Raw genomic sequence first — 16,700 nt, forward strand, 5'->3', positions numbered from 1 at the left:
GCCAACCCATAAAGCCCGCTAAGCTCCTTAAAGTAGCCGTTACACAAACAGAACAAAGGCGACCTCCTCTTTCCCCCGTACGCTGCTGGAGCCCGATGGATCGTGGCGGTCAACCGCATTTTCCTTGGTGACAGGAGATTACCGATGAAAACGCAGCATATCTTCGTGGTGGGACTCAACGACTTCAACCGCGAGCGCTTGAAGCGCCTGCGCGGCGCCGAGCATTTCGAGTTTCACGGCGTCATCGAGCCCGCCGAGGTGTACGATACCGAAGTGTTCCCGATCGAATCGATGGTCGAGCGCGCCGGCGACACCCTTTCCAGCTTCGAACCCAAAATCGACGCCATCGTCGGCTACATGGATTTTCCCGTCTCGACCATGCTGCCGCTTCTGTGCAACCGCTTCGGTACCCGCACCACGAGCCTTGAAAGCCTTTTGAAGTGCGAGCACAAGTACTGGAGCCGGCGCTGCCAGCGCGAGGTGATCGGCAACTTCATTCCCCGCTTTACCGCCTTCGACCCCTTCGACGATCAGGCACTCTCCGAGATCGGCCGTGCCGGGCTCTACTTTCCGTTTTTCGTCAAGCCGATCAAGTCCTCGGGTTCGCGTCTTGGCTTTCGCATCGATAGCCCCGAGGATTTCGAATCCGCGATCAAGGAACTCCGGCGCGATATCGGCCTGATCTCCGAGCCGTTCAACTTCATTCTCGACCAGGCCGAGATCCCCGAGGAGGTGCGCCGGGTGGATGGGGGCTACTGCATGGCCGAGGAGATCATCGGCGGCTGGCAGTGCACCGTCGAAGGCTACGTGTTCGAAGGCGAGGTGGTGCCCTACGGCATCGTCGACTCACTGCGCTACCCGCGGGTGCTGAGCTTTCTCTGCTACCACTACCCCTCCACCCTGCCGGAGAAGATCCAGCAAAAGATGTGCGAGCTGACCACTACGCTCTTGACCCATATCGGTTACGACAACGCCGCCTTCAACGTCGAGTTCTTCTGGGACGAGATTCAGAACCGCATCTGGCTTCTGGAGGTCAACACGCGTATTTCGCAGTCCCACTGCGACGTGTTCGAAAAGGTCGACGGCGTCAGCCATCAGCAGGTCACCATCGACCTGGCGCTGGGCCAGAGGCCCGACATGCCCCACCGCGAAGGCGCGTTTCCCGTCGCCGGCAAGTTCTTCTACCGCGTCTTCTTCGATGACGCGACCGTGGCCCGCGTACCCTCGAAAGAGGAGGTTCGAGCGCTCGAGGAGGCCTACCCCGGCACGCTGATCGACCTGCAGGTCAAGCCCGGCCAACGGCTCTCGGATCTGCCCGAGCAGGACGCCTACAGCTACGCGCTGGCCTACATCTGGATGGGGGCGACCACCAGCGAAGCGCTGGAGAAAAACTACCGCAACCTGGCCGAGCGGCTTCACTTCGAGTTCAGCGACGTGATCGGCTGAGCGAAGCGTTCGTTTCGATGAAAAACCTCGCCTTCAAGGAGAGTGCTTATGCAGATCGTGGATGACTTGCCCCGGCGCGTGTTCGAAGAGGAGAGCTGGATCGAGATGAGTGACGGCACGCGCCTGGCGGTACGCATCTGGCGGCCCTTCGATTCCGACGCCGACCCGGTCCCCGCCATCGTCGAATACCTGCCCTACCGCAAGCGCGATTTGACCGCCCAGCGCGACGCCGGTATGCACCGCTTCTGGGCCGGCCACGGCTACGCCGGCGTGCGGGTGGACATTCGCGGCACCGGCGAGTCCGACGGCGTGCTTTATGACGAGTACCTGCCCCAGGAGCTCGATGACGGCGTCGAGATTCTCGCCTGGCTCGGCCGCCAGGCCTGGTGTACGGGAAGCGCCGGTATGGTGGGCATCTCCTGGGGCGGCTTCAACGGGCTGCAGATCGCCGCGCGCCAGCCGCCGGAACTCAAAGCGATCATCACCATCTGCTCCACCGACGACCGCTACGCCGACGACGTGCACCACATGGGCGGCTGCATGCTGGTGGATAACCTCTCCTGGGCCTCGACCATGTTCGACGGCAACGCCTGCCCGCCGGACCCGGCGCTGGTGGGCGAGCGCTGGCGCGAGATGTGGCTCGAGCGCCTGGCCGGCAGCGGGCTCTGGCTCAAGCAGTGGCTCGAGCACCAGCGCCGCGACGACTACTGGAAGCACGGCTCGGTGTGCGAGGACTTCAGCGCGATCAAGTGCCCGGTCTACGCCATCAGCGGCTGGGCCGACGGCTACTGCAACGCGGTGTTCCGGCTGATGGCGGGCCTTGACGTGCCGCGCAAGGGGCTGGTCGGCCCCTGGTCGCACAAGTACCCGCACCTGGGCGTGCCGGGGCCGGCCATCGGCTTTTTGCAGGATGCGCTGCGCTGGTGGGACTACTGGCTCAAGGGCATCGACAACACCATCATGGACGAGCCCATGCTGCGCGTCTGGATGCAGGAGTCGGCGCCGCCCTCGACCCGCTACGACTACCGCCCGGGGCGCTGGATCGCCGAGCCCGCTTGGCCCTCGGCCAATATCGTCCCTCAGCGTTACCGGCTGACCGCCGGCCACGACCTTTTGGCCGAAGAAGACGCCGCGAGCGAAAGCGCACATGCGGCCAGCGAGCCGCCGATGACGCTGCGCTCGTCGCTGTCGGTAGGGCTTCACGCCGGCAAGTGGTGCTCCTACAACGCGCCGCCGGACCTGCCCCACGACCAGCGCGACGAAGACGGCGGCTCGCTGATCTTCCAGACCGCGCGACTCGAAGAGCCGCTCGAAATCTGCGGCCAGCCGGTGCTGGAGCTTACACTCTCATCGGATCAGCCGGTGGCGATGGTGGCAGTGCGCCTGAGCGACATCCACCCGGACGACAAGGCGACCCGCGTCTCTTACGGACTTTTGAACCTGACCCACCGCGACAGCGACGAATTTCCCGAGCCGCTGGAACCCGGCAAGCGCTACCGCGTACGCGTGGCGCTCAAGCACATTGCCCAGCAGTTTCAGGCCGGCCACGCCATTCGCGTGGCGATCTCGACCAGCTACTGGCCCATCGCCTGGCCGGCGCCGGAGCCGGTGCGCCTCACCTTTCACCCCGAAGCCTGCCGGCTGGTTTTGCCCACCCGCGAGCCGCGCCCGGACGAGGAAGCGGCGCTGCCGGAATTCGAGCCGCCGGTATCGGCGCCGGGCTTGGCCACCACCGTGATCGAAACCGGCGGCGAGGTGTGGCGGGTGATTCGCGACCTGGCCACCGACGTCAACGAGGTGCTGGTGGTCAACGACGAGGGCTGCTACCGCTTCGACGATATCGATCTCGAGATCGCCGGCAAGGTGACCGAGCGCTACCGCTACGCCTACGGCGACTACCGCAGCATCGAAGGCATCACCGACTGGGAGCGGATGTTTCGCCGCGGCGACTGGATGGTGCGCACGCTGACCCACACGCGGCTCACGGCAACGAGCGACGCCTTTCGCATCCAGGCCACGCTCGACGCCTGGGAGGGCGACACGCGGGTCTATTCACAAAGCTGGGATGAGTGGATTGCGCGCGATCTGGTCTAGCGAGCCGAAGCGAGCGCCCCACCGCCAGACGCAAAAAACCCCGCGATGAGCGGGGTTTTTCTTGCCCGATTGCGTCAGCAAGCGGGAAACATCAGGGGTTCGAAATTACAGAACCTTGATGTTGGAAGCCTGAAGGCCTTTTTTACCCTGGGTGACGTCGAAGGAAACCTTCTGGCCGTCCTGCAGAGTCTTGAAGCCGTCAGCCTGAATTTCGGAGAAGTGAGCGAACAGATCGTCGCCGTTGTCGTCAGGAGAGATGAAGCCGAAACCTTTAGTGTCGTTGAACCACTTGACGGTACCAGTTGCCATGATCGAAATCCTCGATGTAGCGCAATGAAAAGCCGGGTAATACCCGAGTTACAGTGGGTAGAACAAGAAACTTTCACCAGACTCAACGCTCAAGCGTTTCGATCCTGCTGACAACGTTCGACTTGCTAACCTACTGTTTCGAAGCATGCACCTATGCGGTACACACGTCAACACCATGCCTTAAAAAAATGTCAATGCGATGACGGCGAATCCAAAATCCATTTAGCGGCTTTTTCGGCGATCATCAGCGTGGGCGAATTGGTGTTGCCGCTGGTGATGGTGGGCATGATACCGGCATCCGCCACTCTGAGCCCGTCCACCCCGAATACCTTGAGTCTGGCATCCACCACCGCCATCGGGTCATTCGCGCGGCCCATGCGCGTGGTGCCGACCGGATGAAAGATCGTGGTACCGATATCGCCGGCGAGTTTGGCCAGCTCCTCGTCGCTTTGGTACTCGATGCCGGGCTTGACCTCCTCCGGGCGATATTGGGCAAACGCCGGCTGCGCGGCGATGCGCCGGGTCACGCGCAGCGAATCCGCCGCCACCCGGCGATCCTCCTCGGTGCTCAGGTAGTTCGGGCGGATCGACGGCGCCACGGCCGGGTCGCGACTTTTGATGCGCACCGTGCCGCGGCTGGTCGGGTTCAGGTTGCACACGCTCGCGGTGATCGCCGGATACGGGTGCAGCGGCTGGCCGAACGCCTCCAGGCTCAAGGGCTGCACGTGGTACTGGATGTTGGGGTGAGCGTAGTCGGGTGAGCTTCGCGTGAACGCGCCAAGCTGCGACGGCGCCATGCTCATCGGCCCGGTGCGTTTGGTCAAATACTCCCAGCCGATGCCCGCCTTGCCCAAAAGCGTGGAAGCGATGGCGTTAAGCGTTCTGGCGTTGCTGACTCGATACACCGAGCGGATCTGGAGGTGATCCTGCAGGTTCTCGCCCACGCCGGGCAGCTCCTTGACCAGCTCGATACCCAGCTCGTCCAGGTGCTCGCGGGCGCCGATGCCGGAGCGCTGCAAAAGCGCCGGCGAGCCGATGGCGCCGGCGCACAGCACCACCTCTTTTGACGCGTGCACCCGCTCGGTTTTCCCGCGCCGCTCGAGTTCGACGCCCACGCAGCGCGGGCGCTCGCCGGTTGTGTCAAAGCAGAGCGTGTTGACCTGGCTTGTGTGCCAGAGCGTGAGATTCGCCCGCTTGAGCGCCGGGCGCAGAAACGCCTTCGAGGTGTTCCAGCGAAAGCCCGCGCGCTGGTTGACCTCGAAATAGGCCACGCCTTCGTTATCGCCGCGGTTGAAGTCCTCGGTGCGTGGAATCCCTGCCTCGACGGCGGCGCGAGCGAAGTCGTCGAGCACCGGCCACTTGAGCCGTTGCTTCTCGATGCGCCACTCGCCGCCCCCGCCGTGAAACTGGCGGTGCTCGGCGTCGGCGTCGCCGCCTTCGTCCATACGGTAGTGGCTTTCGTGGCGGATGAAATCCGCAAGGCAGCTCTCCCAGCGCCAGGCCGGGTCGTCGACCACGCTTGCCCAGTGGTCGTAGTCGCGGGCCTGGCCGCGCATGTAGATCATGCCGTTGATGCTCGAACAGCCGCCAAGGGTCTTGCCGCGCGGGTAGATCAGCGCGCGGCCGTTCAAGCCCTCGTCCGGCTCGGTCTTGTAGAGCCAGTCGGTGCGCGGGTTGTTGATACAGTAGAGATACCCCACCGGCACGTGGATCCAGTGGTAGTTGTCGCGCCCACCCGCCTCGATCAGCAGCACGCGGTTATTCGGATCGGCGCTTAGCCGGTTGGCCATCAAACAGCCCGCAGTGCCGGCGCCGATAACGATGTAGTCAAACGATGAAGCGTTGGGCGTGCGGTTGTCGTCATTATTATTGGTAGCGACCATGAGGGTCTCCCCTGCCGCACCAGCCAAGCCGCAATGCCGTTCAGTCAAGGTATCCAACTACCCATTACGTTAGGCTAGCCTGCTGTGGGAGGCCGCTTCAGCGGTGGTCCGACATTTCGGCGAATGGCGCCGTCAGGCGCCTTGGCCTGGCCACCCGTCGCGAGCTGAAGCTCCCTCCCACAAAACCTGAACAAGCCTGACTGGCATTACCGCAGTGCAGGGGCGGTACGTGGTTGAAAAAACGCGGTTTATTTGGCCGTGGGCATCGTGAAGTCGGCGCCGGTGTCGATGGAGTCGGACCAGCGCTGCATGATCGACTTCTGTTTGGTGTAAAAGCGCACGCCCTCCTCGCCGTAGGCGTGGGTATCGCCGAACAGCGAACGCTTCCAGCCGCCGAAGCCGTGCCAGGCCATGGGCACCGGAATCGGCACGTTGATGCCCACCATTCCCACCTGGATACGCCGGCCGAACTCCCGCGCCGCGCTGCCGCTCTCGGTGAAGAGGCTCACGCCGTTGCCGAACTCGTGGGCGTTGATCAGCTCGATCGCGCTCTTGATGTCCGGCACGCGCACGCAGGCGAGCACCGGGCCGAAGATCTCTTCCTTGTAGATGGTCATCTCCGGGGTGACGTGATCAAAGAGCGTGCCGCCCATCCAGAAGCCTTCCGCGTTGCCCTCGCCGGTTTGGCTCGAGTCGAACTCGCGCCCGTCGACCACAAGCGTTGCACCTTCCGCCGCGCCCTTCTCGATATAGCCGGTGATGCGCTCATGGGCCTGGCGGGTGACGATCGGCCCCATCTCGGCGTCCGCTTGCATGCCGTCGACCACCTTGAGCCCGTGCGCCCGCTCGGCCAGTCGTGCGACGACTTCGTCGGCGATCTCATCGGCCAGCACCGCCACGCTGATCGCCATGCAGCGCTCGCCGGCGGAGCCGAAGGCCGCGCCCACCAGCGCATCCACGGCTTTATCCAGGTGGGCATCGGGCAGGACTACCATGTGGTTCTTCGCCCCGCCCAGTGCCTGCACCCGCTTGCCGTGGCTTGCGCCGCGCTGATAGATCGCGTTGGCAATCGGCGTGGAGCCGACGAACGACAGCGCCTGAACGTCCGGGTGATCGATCAGCGCCTCGACCGCCTCCTTGCCGCCCTGCACCACGTTGAACACGCCATCCGGCAGGCCCGCCTGCTGCAACAGATCGGCGATCAAAAGCGAGGCGCTCGGGTCCAAGGGGCTTGGCTTCAGGATAAAGGTGTTGCCGGTGGCGATCGCCATGGGGAACATCCACATCGGCACCATGGCGGGGAAGTTGAACGGCGTGATGCCCGCCACCACGCCGAGCGGCTGGCGCAGCGTCCAGTTGTCGATGCCGGTACTCACCTGATCGGTGTAGTCACCCTTCAAGAGCTGCGGCACGCCGCAGGCGAACTCGACGATATCGATACCCCGGGCCACCTCGCCCTGGGCGTCGGAAAAGACCTTGCCGTGCTCTTTGGTGATCGCCTCGGCGAGCTCGTCCTTGTGCGCGTTCAGAAGCTCGAGAAACTTGAACAGTACCCGCGCGCGGCGAATCGGCGGGGTATCCGCCCAAGCGGGAAACGCGGCCAGCGCCGCCTCGACCGCCTGGTCGACATCCCTAGGCGTGGCCAGCGCGACTTCGCCGGTGACCTGGCCGGTTGCCGGGTTGGTGACCGGCTGGCACTCGCCGCTGCTGCCCGGGGTGCGCTGGCCGTTGATATAGTGATGGATCGCGGTGGACATAAGCTGCCTTTTTATCGTTGGAGGTAGTGATCGCTGGAGCTAGTGATCGCTGAAGATAGTGACTTTGAAACGGGACGAGGCCCCATCCTTCGAGCTTACCGCGCTCCCCGCCGGGATCAATTGAGTAATTCTTAACCGCGATATAAGCTTTTTTGATAACACTCGCCCACCGAGGACGTTTGATGCAGGAGTACGCCGCGCTCAGAGCGTTCGTCGCCGTGGCCCAGAGCGGCAGCGTCTCGAAAGCCGCCGAGCAGCTTCACCTCACCCAGCCCGCGGTCAGCCTGAAGCTCAAACAGCTCCAGGCGCGCCTGAACCTGACGCTGTTCACCCGCCGTCCCCAGGGGCTTGCGCTGACCGACGATGGCTACGCGCTGCTGCCCGCCGCCCGCCAGGCGCTGGCAAGCGTTCAGGTCTTCGAACAGAGCGCCAGCGCCTTGCACCAGACCCTTCACGGCAAGCTAAAGGTCGGCACCATCGTCGACCCGGAGTTCATCCGCCTGGGCCACTTCTTGAGCCGGCTGATGGCCCGCGCGCCGCAGCTTCAAACCGAGCTGGCCCACGGCATGAGCGGCAGCGTGATCAGAAAGCTCGAGCGCGGCACCCTGGATGTCGGCTTCACGCTCGCCCCGCCCGGCGAAGGCCCCGGCGTCGAGGCGCTCGCCTATCGTGAGCTGACCCATTTTCACTACCACGTCATCGCCCCGCCCGGCTGGGAAACCCGGCTTCTCGATACCCGCTGGGAGGCGCTCGCCAGGCTCCCCTGGATCGTGACGCCGAAGGACTCCGCCCACCACCGGCTGCTCGGCCACGCGCTGAAGGCCTGCGGCGCCACGCCCAACGGCGTGGCGCTGGTCGACCAGGAGGCGTGCATGCTGGACCTGGTGCGCGCCGGGGTCGGCCTGAGCCTCGCCCGCGACGCCCAGGCGATGGCCGAGCGCCAGGCAAACGGGCTGGCCGTGGCGCAAGGGGTGCGCCTGCCCTGCGCACTCAGCCTCGCCTGGCGAAGCGACCGCGAGGTGGAGCCGCCGATTCAGGCGGCGCTGGATACCCTGGAAAGCGTCTGGCTTCACCGCCCTGCGGCCGTCGAACCGGGCCTTGAAACCTTTTCAGCGGAGAAATGACCAAAACGGGCTAAGCTCAAGAGGCGGTACTCGAGAAACACAACATTTCCCGTTTGCGTATTTCGACATTCGTCTACTAGGGTTAACGATGTACCGAATAGACCGGTCGGCTATTGCACGATCTGACAGGATCGATTCGATAGGACCGGAGGCGGTGGAAGCCACCGCCATCAATCGACACCGCTCGATTCAACGCGTTGATCTAAAGATAGGAGGTCTTGTGAGCAACAGCATTACGACAGTCAATCCGGCCACCGGCGAAAACCTCGAAACCTACTCGCTGATGGATGAAAAGAAAGCCCTCGAAGTCGTCGAGCAGGCGCACGAAGCGTTTTTGCAGTGGCGTTTGAAGTCCCTCGACGAGCGCGCTCAGGTCATCAAGGCGATCGGCAAGGCGCTGGCCGACAACAAGGAGGCGTTCGCCACGCTGATCGTCGACGAGATGGGCAAGCCGCCGGAAGAGGCGCGTCAGGAGATCGATCTGTGTGTCGGCATCTGCGACTACACCGCCGAGCAGGGGCCGAAAAAGCTCGCCGACGAGCAGCGCAAGCCCGGCAACGGCGAGCGCGGCATCGTCACCTACTCGCCGATGGGCGTGATCTACGGCATTCAGCCCTGGAACTTCCCGGCTTATCAGGCGGTGCGTTACTCCATCGCCAACCTCATGGCGGGTAACGCGGTGCTGTTGAAGCACGCCGAAAACGTCACCGGCAGTGGCCTGTTCCTCGAGAAGCTCTACCGCGAGGCGGGCCTACCGGAAAACGTCTTCCGCACCATCGTCATCTCCCACGACGTATCGGACAAGATCATCGAGCACAAGCATGTGCGCGGCGTGACCCTGACCGGTAGTGACACCGCCGGGCGCAAGGTCGCCGCCAAGGCCGCCGAGAACCTCAAGAAGACCGTGCTGGAGCTGGGCTCCAACGACGCCTACCTGGTGCTCGACGACGCCGACCTGGACTTGGCGGTGGACACCTGCGTCACCGGGCGCGTGTTCAACGGCGGCCAGACCTGCGTGGCAGCCAAGCGTTTCGTGGTCACCGAGAAGAACTACGAGGCCTTCAAGGAGCGCTACGTCGAAAAGATGAAGCAGCTCAAGGTGGGCGACCCGAAGGAGAGCGGCACCGATGTCGGCCCGATGGCACGGGTGGATCTGCGCGACGGCCTTCACGAGCAGGTCGAGAAGAGCGTGGCCAAAGGCGCCAAAATCCTCTGCGGCGGCGAGAAGCCCTCTGGTCCCGGCGCCTTCTATCCGGTTACGGTGCTCGATGAGGTCAAGCCCGGCCAGCCCGCCTACGACGACGAGCTGTTCGGCCCGGTCGCGGCGCTGATTCGCGCGAAAGACGATGAAGACGCGATGCGCATCGCCAACGATAGCCGCTACGGCCTCGGCGGCGGCATCATCTCGAAGGACGTCAAGCGCGCCACCGAGCTTGCCAGCAAGTACTTCGACACCGGCATGGTGTTCATCAACGGCTTTGGCGTCGCCACCCCGGAAATGCCCTTTGGCGGCGTGAAGGACTCCGGCTACGGCCGTGAACACGGCGGCTTTGGTATGCACGAGTTCGTCAACGCCAAGGCGGTGATCGTCGTTCAGGAGTGATCGCTAACACCTTGCTAGCTCGAGTATCGATTAACGCCGCAAGCGCTGCTTGCGGCGTTTTTTGTGGCTTGTAGCGCTTTTGTAGACAGTATCAGGCCGCTTTTCTGAAGTACGCCCGGCGGCGCAGCGTCAAGAGCGCGGCCATCAAAAGCCAAGTGAGCAGCGCGGCGATCACATCGTCGAGCACCACGCCAAGCCCGCCGGGGGCGAACTCGGCCAGGTGCACCGGCGGCGGTTTCAGCGCATCGAAGACGCGGTAGATGACGAACGCCAGCGCCATCGCCCAGGGCGTGCGGGCACCGGCAAGCCCGATCACCGCCAGCGGAAAGGCAACGATCTCGTCGAACACGATGCTGCCGTAATCCAGCCCGCCGTAATAGCTTGAGGCAAAGTGGCAAACCACAACGCCCAAACCCAGCAGCGCGGCATTGATCGCCAACTGCTGGGGCAAACGAAGGCGCAAAAGCCACCAGGCCAGCGCCACGCCCCAAAGTGTGCCCACCGTGCCCGGGGCGAGCGGCGCGAAGCCAACCCCCAACCCCGAGGCGAGCGCCAGATTGAGCGTCTCCAGCATCAGCCGGCCTGGGCCGCCCGGCGCTTGAGCTCGGCGACGGTGTCGCGGTCGAGCCCCAAAGCGTCGGCCAGCTCATGAAGCCAGGCGTGGTTCGCCGCAGGATGCTCGTCGATTACTGCCAAGCTGACCAGGTAGATCTCCCGAGCGGCCCGGGGCGAGTCCGCCTGCTCGGCAAGCGCGTTTGCATCCAGCGGGGCGCTTAGCTGGGTTTCCACCCAGGCGTTGAGCTCATCGTCGGCGCCCAGCTCGTGCATACGTTGGGTCACCGAGCGGCGCACCTGCTCGTCGCTTTCACCGCCGGCGCGGGCGGCCATGATCACCGCTTGAAGCAGAGCCCGGCTGCGCTGCTCCTGGCGCTCGCCGCCCAGGGTGTCGAGCGGATCAAAGCGGGTATCGTCTTGCCGCTCATCGTCTGCGCCGCCACGGCCGTTGCGTAACTCGGAGCCTTGCCACGCGTTCCAGGCGTAGACGCCAAGGCCCGCCACGAGCCCGTACTTGAGCGCCTTACCGGTCAGCTTGCGCCCGGGGCCGGACCCCATCAGCAGCGCCATGACGCCGCCGCCCAGCGCGCTTCGGGTATCGAAGCCGCGCGGCCGTGAGGCGGGGGCCGATTGGGCACGGCCCTGATAGCGCTCGCGCGACCCCTGGGACTCGTACGCTGGGGTGTCCAGTACGCCCTTGATACCCATCTCGCCGTCACTCTGCTGCATCAACTGCTTGAAAACATGACTCGCGTTCATCCGTGGACTCCTTGAGCTAATGGAGTGGCAACCCGCCACTCTACCAGCAGATTAGACGCTTTCGACCCGGTTGACCTCCACCCGGTCTACACGGCCAAGGGCGGCCGGGCGATCGTGCGGCTGAGCCTCAGCCGGCCTGGACCGCCTGGCGCTCGAGCTCGGCGACCATGTCGCGGTCGAGCGCAAGCTCCGAGGCAAGCTGATCGAGCCAGGCTTTCTCCATCGGGTTCTGTTCATCACTCACCGCCAGGCTGATCAGGTACATCTCCCGCGCCGCCTGGGGCGAGTCCGCTTGCGAGGCGAGCGCTTTGGCGTCGAGCGGGGCAGAGAGCTGCTGCTCGACCCAGGCGTGGAGCTCGTCGTCGGCGCCGAGGGCATCTATCTGTTCAGCGATCAAGGCGCGCTCCTCGGCGTCGATATGGCCATCGGCGCGGGCGGCCATGATCATCGCCTGCAGAAGTTCGAGGCTTCGCCGCTCCTGAAGCTCGCCTTCGAGCACCTCGACGCGCTCGCCTTCATCGGCCTCAACGCCGGCGCCCTTCGCCTGGTGGCTCTGCCACGCCTTCCAGGCGAGCATGCCGACCCCGGCGATAGCACCGTACTTCAGCGCCTTGCCGCCGAGTTTGCGCCCGCGCTTCGAACCCACCAGCATGCCTACGGCGCCGCCGCCGAGCAGGCTCTTCATGTCCAGCCCGCCGCCTTTGGATGACGACCCGCCTTCACCGCCGCCGAACTGGCGCGAGAGGCCGTCGAGCATGCCCTTGACGTCCACCCCACCGCTCTGGCCGCCCTTGCCGCCGGCCTGCTGCATCAGCTGCTGTAGAATCCTGCTCGCGTTCATGGATCACTCCTTGTGTTTAGGCCAATGTTCACGGTACCGCCCCCTTGATCGAGAGAGTGCTTCCCAGGCGGTGGGCGGCCACCTCTATACGAACCGGCATCTGCTCCTTGAGTTCGCTAACGTGCGAAATGATGCCGATCATCCGCCCGCTCGACTGCAGCTCGCAGAGTACCTCGATCGCCTGCTCCAGTGCATCCGGGTCGAGGCTGCCAAAGCCCTCGTCGATGAACAGCGTGTCCAGCCGTATGCCGCCAGCGTAGGCCTGAACCACGTCCGAAAGCCCCAGCGCCAGCGACAGCGCCGCCATGAACGACTCGCCGCCGGAGAGCGTGGCCACCGGGCGCTGCTTGCCGGTGTAGGTATCCGCCACGTCGAGCTCGAGCCCTGAGGCGCGATTGCCTTTCGACGGGTCTTCGCGGCGCACCAGCTGGTAGCGCCCGCGGCTCATGCGCGTGAGCCGCTGGGAGGCCTGGATCAACACGTCGTCGAGCAGCACCCCGAGCACGAAGCGCTGCAAACTGATGCGGTTGCCCGTGCGCCCGTTGGCCACGTCGCTGAGCGTGCCCCAGAGCCGGTACTCGGCTTCCAGCGCCTGCTGGGCCTGATGGGCAGCGGCGAGCTTCTGGCGCACCGCCAAAAGCGCGTTCTGGCGCTCCTGCAGCCCTCGCCAGGCCTCGAAATCCGCCTGCTCGCGAGCCAGGCGCTCCTCGACCTGCGCTTCGAGCGCGGCCATGTCCGGCGCCGGCTGCTCGCCAAGCCGTGCGTCGGCGCTGGCGATGGCACCGGTGAGCTCATCCAGGCGCCGCTGGTAGGCCTCGACCCACTCGGCAATCGCCAGCCGCTCGGGCTCATCGAGCCTGGCGGCTTCAAAGGCGCGGGTATTCTCGAACGGGCTCGCCGCCAGCGCCTCCCGCCACTCGTCAAGCGCGTTTTGCAGCGCCCGCTCGCTCTGCGTAAGCCGCGTGGCGGCGCCGCTGGCGCGCTCCTCGGCGCGAGCCTCTTGCGCCACGCTTTCACCGTGCGCCTTTTGCGCGGCTGCAAAACGGGTGTCGATCTCGCGAATCTCGGCGTCCAGCGTGTCGATATTCGCTCTCAGCGCTTTCGGGTCGCGGGCATCCGCGGGCAGCGCTTCGCTGAGCTGGTCGCGCTGGCTCGCCAGGCGCAGCGCCTGCTCCCGAGCGGTTTCACGCTCAGCCTGGGCCGCTTTCAGCTTTTGATCCTGGGCGCTCCAGTCGCGACGCAGCATCTCGCGCTCGCGGCCAAGCTCGGCCATTTCACGCTCGACCTGCTCGCGCCGCGCGCACTGCGCCTCAGCGGTAGAAACGGCGCGCTCGAGCGCGGCAAGCGGTGCTTCGGCCCACTCGCCGAGTGCCTGGCTCAGGCGGCGGCGCTGCTCCGCGTGTTGGCGAGTGTCGAAGCGCGCTGATTCACGGGTGCGTTCGGCCTCGGCCTGGGCCTGGCGGGCGCGGGCCGCCTGCGCCCTCGCCTGCTCCACTTGCTCGCCTGTGACGATGTCACCGGCGGGCTCGGCGGGCGCGGGGTGATTCGTACTTCCGCACACCGGGCAGGGTGTGTCGGCCTGAAGGGTGTGCGCCAACAGCGCCGCCTGGCCCCGGTGCCAGTGCATTTCGCACTCGGTGGCGGCGCGCTCGGCTTGTTGCGTCGCCGCCTGGCTGCGCTCAAACGCCTGGGCGGCGCGGCGCTCGGCGGCGTCGGTCTGGCGCTCCTTTTCACCCAGCGCCTCGAGCTCGCGGCGCGCGGCCAAAAGCTCCCGGTGCCGGCCAAGCTCGGCCGGCGCCCCGGCAAGCTTTTGATACTCGCTCTGCAGCGCTTCGAGCCGCTGGCTTGCCGCCTCGCCCTTACGGCGAATCTCGTCAAGGCGCCGGGTCTCGCGTTGGAAGGTGGCTTCCAGGCGCTCCCGCGCCGCCTCGGCCTCGCCCGTCTGCGCGGCGAGCGCCTCGAGCGCCTGGCCTTTTTCGAGATACTCGCCCAGCGCCCGGCGCCGCTCGGTCAAATCACCCAACTGCTCGGCGCGCTTTTGCGCCGCGGCCAGCGCCGTTTGCGCCTCCACTCTGCGTTCGCGCTGGGCGTTCAGCCCGGCCTCGGCCTGGCGCTGCTCCTCGCGGGCCGCCTCGAACGCCGTGCGCGCCTGGGCCTCGGCGTCAAACGAGGCGCGCAGCTGCTGGGCGCGCTCGTTTTGCGAAAGCCGCCGGCGCTCGGCGTCGATCGCTTCACCACGCTCCAGGTGCGCGCGCTTTTCGCTGACCAGCGCGTCGCGGGCCTGGCGCTGGCGCTCGAGCTCGCGGCCCGCGTCGCGGCGCTGCTCCGCCTGGCGGCGCGCTTGCCTGGCGGCTTCGAGCCCGGCGGAGGCTTCCCCGACCCGAGGCGCCAGCGCGGAAAGCTCCTGATCGAGTGCGGCCTCGCTTTCGAGCTCGCCGCCGGCCAGCAGCCCGCTGATATGCTCGCGGTGGCTCTTGACCCGGGCAACGATGCCTTTCGAGCGCTCCAGCAGCTGCTCTTCGATACGCTGGAAGATGTGGGTCTGAAAGAGCTTGGCGAAGATCTTTTCTCGCTCGCTGGAGGGGGCGACCAGCAGCTCGCGGAACTTGCCCTGGGGCAGCACCATCACCTGGCGAAACTGGCTGGCATCGAGGCCCAACAGCGCTTGAACCTGGTCGGTCGCCTCCTTGACGTTTTTCACCACCAGGCACTTCTCTTCTTCCAGCGCCTCGGTCAAACGCCAGAGCTGGGCTTCGGTATTGTGCGTGGTGGTGCCTTCGCCTCGCGCCTTGGGCCGCTGCTGCTGGGGCACACGGCGAATGCGGTAAACGCCGTCGCCAAGGCGAAAATCCAGGGTCACTTCGGTGAGCAAATCGGGGGCGGCGCTGTCGCAGCGCATCTGGCTGGCGCTGCGCTCATCACTGCTGGTTTGCCCGGTGGTCTGGCCGTAGAGCGCGAAGCAAATCGCATCCAGAATCGAGCTCTTGCCGGCGCCGGTGGGGCCGTTGATCAGAAACAGCGGGTGGCGGCCAAGGGCAGTGAAATCGAGCCGCTCGACCCTGGCGAAGGGGCCAAAGGCCTGAAGCGTCAGCGTAAGCGGCGTCATGAGTGCGCCTCCGCTCGGTCGAGCTCCCGGATCAGCTCACGCACGATCTCTTTTTGCTCCTCGTCGAGCGCCTCGCCGCTGGTCTGCTCGAAGAAGTCGCTGAACATCTCCAGCGCGCTGAAGCCGAGCTTCTCGCGGTCGAGCTGCTGGGCGCCGCGCGCCTCCAGCATGCCGGGCTTCTCCAGGTGCAGCACATTGGGGTAGTGCGCGCGCAGCTTGCTCATCGGGTCGAGAATCGCGTGGCGATCGGTCAGACGTACCAGCAGATAATCGTCTCGGCGCTCGATCGGGGCGCTCTGCGCCTCTTCGAGAAGCACCTCGAGCTCACCTTCGAGCACCCGCACCTCGCGCTTTGGAGTGAGCGTGCGCCACTGGGTGGTTACGCTACCCTGCTCGTCGATATCCACCAGGGTCACGCCCTTTTTCTGGCGCGCCTCGGAGAAGCTGTACTTCAGAAGCGACCCGCTGTAGCGGATATGCTCGCCGCCGCGATACTGCGGGCCGTGCAGGTGGCCCAGCGCCACGTAGTCAAAGCCCTGCATCGGCTCCCAGGCCACGCTCTCAGCGCCGCCCAGGTTCAACGGGCGCTCGGAGTCCGAGGCGGCGCCGCCATCGACGAAGCAGTGGCTCATCAGAATAGTCGGCCGCCCCGGGTGGCGGGCGCTTTCCACGCGTTCGAGCAGAAAGCGGTGGGCGCTGTCGAAGTCGCGCACCTCCACCTTGAAGTGGCTTCTTACGTGCTCCGGGTCGGCGTAGGGAAGCCCGAAGATATCCACCGCCACACCGCGCGCTTTTAGCGTGACCGGCGCGTCGACCGCGCCCAGCTCGGAGAGGATATGCAGCCCGGCCTTTCTGAAATGGCGCGCGCCAAAGCGCAGCCGCTCGGCGCTGTCGTGGTTGCCGGAGATCATCACCACCGGCAGGCCGCGCTTGTCGCAGAGCTCATAAAGCACGTCGTCCAGAAGCGTGACCGCGCCGGCGGGAGGAATGGCGCGATCGAAGATGTCGCCGGCGACCAGCACTGCATCGACGGCCTCGACATCGACGATCTCGATGAGCTGGTCGAGCACGACGCGCTGGTCATCGAGCAGTGAAACGTTGTGAAATAGCCGCCCCAGGTGCCAGTCGGCGGTGTGGAGAAGTCGCATGGCAGGCTCGCGTTGAACAGGATGCCCGCATCTTATCATCCACATCCAGGCTAGCCACGCCCGGGGCGGCGGCCG

12 protein-coding genes are annotated in these 16,700 nt (G+C 65.4%); 4 read left to right on the forward strand and 8 right to left on the reverse strand.

Annotated features, from left to right (window positions below; translation table 11 throughout):
- The first annotated feature begins 144 nt into the window (after positions 1-144).
- Both ACGK9R_RS08315 and ACGK9R_RS08320 read left to right on the forward strand, forming a co-directional pair.
- Positions 145-1,446 carry an acetyl-CoA carboxylase biotin carboxylase subunit family protein gene (locus ACGK9R_RS08315; protein WP_394580145.1) on the forward strand — a complete coding sequence of 434 codons (1,302 nt, stop codon included), beginning with the start codon at positions 145-147 and terminating at the stop codon, positions 1,444-1,446.
- 48 nt (positions 1,447-1,494) lie between these two features.
- Positions 1,495-3,540 carry a CocE/NonD family hydrolase gene (locus tag ACGK9R_RS08320; RefSeq protein WP_394580147.1) on the forward strand — a complete coding sequence of 682 codons (2,046 nt, stop codon included), beginning with the start codon at positions 1,495-1,497 and terminating at the stop codon, positions 3,538-3,540.
- Between the two features lie 105 nt (positions 3,541-3,645).
- Here the strand turns inward: ACGK9R_RS08320 and ACGK9R_RS08325 are convergent, their stop codons facing one another.
- From ACGK9R_RS08325 to ACGK9R_RS08335, 3 genes are all read right to left on the reverse strand, one after another.
- A complete protein-coding gene (locus ACGK9R_RS08325) occupies positions 3,646-3,849 on the reverse strand; it encodes a cold-shock protein (RefSeq protein WP_009101184.1) in 204 nt (67 codons plus the stop codon).
- Between the two features lie 191 nt (positions 3,850-4,040).
- Complete coding sequence (locus tag ACGK9R_RS08330; RefSeq protein WP_394580150.1) at positions 4,041-5,732, reverse strand: GMC family oxidoreductase; 1,692 nt, start codon at positions 5,730-5,732, stop codon at positions 4,041-4,043.
- A 248-nt stretch (positions 5,733-5,980) separates the two neighbouring features.
- A complete protein-coding gene (locus tag ACGK9R_RS08335; protein ID WP_394580152.1) occupies positions 5,981-7,489 on the reverse strand; it encodes a CoA-acylating methylmalonate-semialdehyde dehydrogenase in 1,509 nt (502 codons plus the stop codon).
- A 182-nt stretch (positions 7,490-7,671) separates the two neighbouring features.
- Here ACGK9R_RS08335 and ACGK9R_RS08340 point away from each other — a divergent pair, with 182 nt between their 5' ends.
- Positions 7,672-8,613: a LysR family transcriptional regulator gene (locus tag ACGK9R_RS08340; RefSeq protein ID WP_394580154.1), complete on the forward strand. Its 942-nt coding sequence runs from the start codon at positions 7,672-7,674 to the stop codon at positions 8,611-8,613.
- 220 nt (positions 8,614-8,833) lie between these two features.
- Positions 8,834-10,216 (forward strand): NAD-dependent succinate-semialdehyde dehydrogenase, encoded by a 1,383-nt coding sequence (locus ACGK9R_RS08345; RefSeq protein ID WP_394580156.1) that lies wholly within the window; start codon positions 8,834-8,836, stop codon positions 10,214-10,216.
- 91 nt (positions 10,217-10,307) lie between these two features.
- Here the strand turns inward: ACGK9R_RS08345 and ACGK9R_RS08350 are convergent, their stop codons facing one another.
- The 5 genes from ACGK9R_RS08350 to ACGK9R_RS08370 form a co-directional block, all read right to left on the reverse strand.
- On the reverse strand, positions 10,308-10,790 hold the full coding sequence (locus ACGK9R_RS08350) for a phosphatidylglycerophosphatase A (RefSeq protein WP_394580159.1): 483 nt from the start codon (positions 10,788-10,790) through the stop codon (positions 10,308-10,310).
- A complete protein-coding gene (locus ACGK9R_RS08355) occupies positions 10,790-11,530 on the reverse strand; it encodes a tellurite resistance TerB family protein (RefSeq protein WP_394580161.1) in 741 nt (246 codons plus the stop codon). Before ACGK9R_RS08355 ends, ACGK9R_RS08350 begins: the two co-directional genes overlap by 1 nt.
- Positions 11,531-11,657: 127 nt before the next feature.
- A complete protein-coding gene (locus ACGK9R_RS08360) occupies positions 11,658-12,371 on the reverse strand; it encodes a tellurite resistance TerB family protein (protein WP_394580163.1) in 714 nt (237 codons plus the stop codon).
- A gap of 28 nt (positions 12,372-12,399) precedes the next feature.
- Positions 12,400-15,477, reverse strand: a complete 3,078-nt coding sequence (locus tag ACGK9R_RS08365) for an AAA family ATPase (protein ID WP_394580165.1) — start codon at positions 15,475-15,477, stop codon at positions 12,400-12,402.
- Positions 15,474-16,625, reverse strand: a complete 1,152-nt coding sequence (locus ACGK9R_RS08370; protein ID WP_394580166.1) for an exonuclease SbcCD subunit D — start codon at positions 16,623-16,625, stop codon at positions 15,474-15,476. The genes ACGK9R_RS08365 and ACGK9R_RS08370 overlap by 4 nt, the downstream gene beginning before the upstream one ends.
- Positions 16,626-16,700: the final 75 nt, after the last annotated feature.

It is taken from the genome of Halomonas sp. HNIBRBA4712 (genome assembly GCF_043558675.1).
GTDB lineage: Bacteria > Pseudomonadota > Gammaproteobacteria > Pseudomonadales > Halomonadaceae > Vreelandella.

What these genes read in the sequence shown, in the direction of transcription:
- ACGK9R_RS08335 (WP_394580152.1), bottom strand. Translation starts at nt 7,489, where the DNA reads ATGTCCACCGCGATCCATCACTATATCAACGGCCAGCGCACCCCGGGC.
- ACGK9R_RS08325 (WP_009101184.1), bottom strand. Translation starts at nt 3,849, where the DNA reads ATGGCAACTGGTACCGTCAAGTGGTTCAACGACACTAAAGGTTTCGGC.
- ACGK9R_RS08320 (WP_394580147.1), top strand. Translation starts at nt 1,495, where the DNA reads ATGCAGATCGTGGATGACTTGCCCCGGCGCGTGTTCGAAGAGGAGAGC.
- ACGK9R_RS08350 (WP_394580159.1), bottom strand. Translation starts at nt 10,790, where the DNA reads ATGCTGGAGACGCTCAATCTGGCGCTCGCCTCGGGGTTGGGGGTTGGC.
- ACGK9R_RS08365 (WP_394580165.1), bottom strand. Translation starts at nt 15,477, where the DNA reads ATGACGCCGCTTACGCTGACGCTTCAGGCCTTTGGCCCCTTCGCCAGG.
- ACGK9R_RS08370 (WP_394580166.1), bottom strand. Translation starts at nt 16,625, where the DNA reads ATGCGACTTCTCCACACCGCCGACTGGCACCTGGGGCGGCTATTTCAC.
- ACGK9R_RS08330 (WP_394580150.1), bottom strand. Translation starts at nt 5,732, where the DNA reads ATGGTCGCTACCAATAATAATGACGACAACCGCACGCCCAACGCTTCA.
- ACGK9R_RS08360 (WP_394580163.1), bottom strand. Translation starts at nt 12,371, where the DNA reads ATGAACGCGAGCAGGATTCTACAGCAGCTGATGCAGCAGGCCGGCGGC.
- ACGK9R_RS08315 (WP_394580145.1), top strand. Translation starts at nt 145, where the DNA reads ATGAAAACGCAGCATATCTTCGTGGTGGGACTCAACGACTTCAACCGC.
- ACGK9R_RS08355 (WP_394580161.1), bottom strand. Translation starts at nt 11,530, where the DNA reads ATGAACGCGAGTCATGTTTTCAAGCAGTTGATGCAGCAGAGTGACGGC.
- ACGK9R_RS08340 (WP_394580154.1), top strand. Translation starts at nt 7,672, where the DNA reads ATGCAGGAGTACGCCGCGCTCAGAGCGTTCGTCGCCGTGGCCCAGAGC.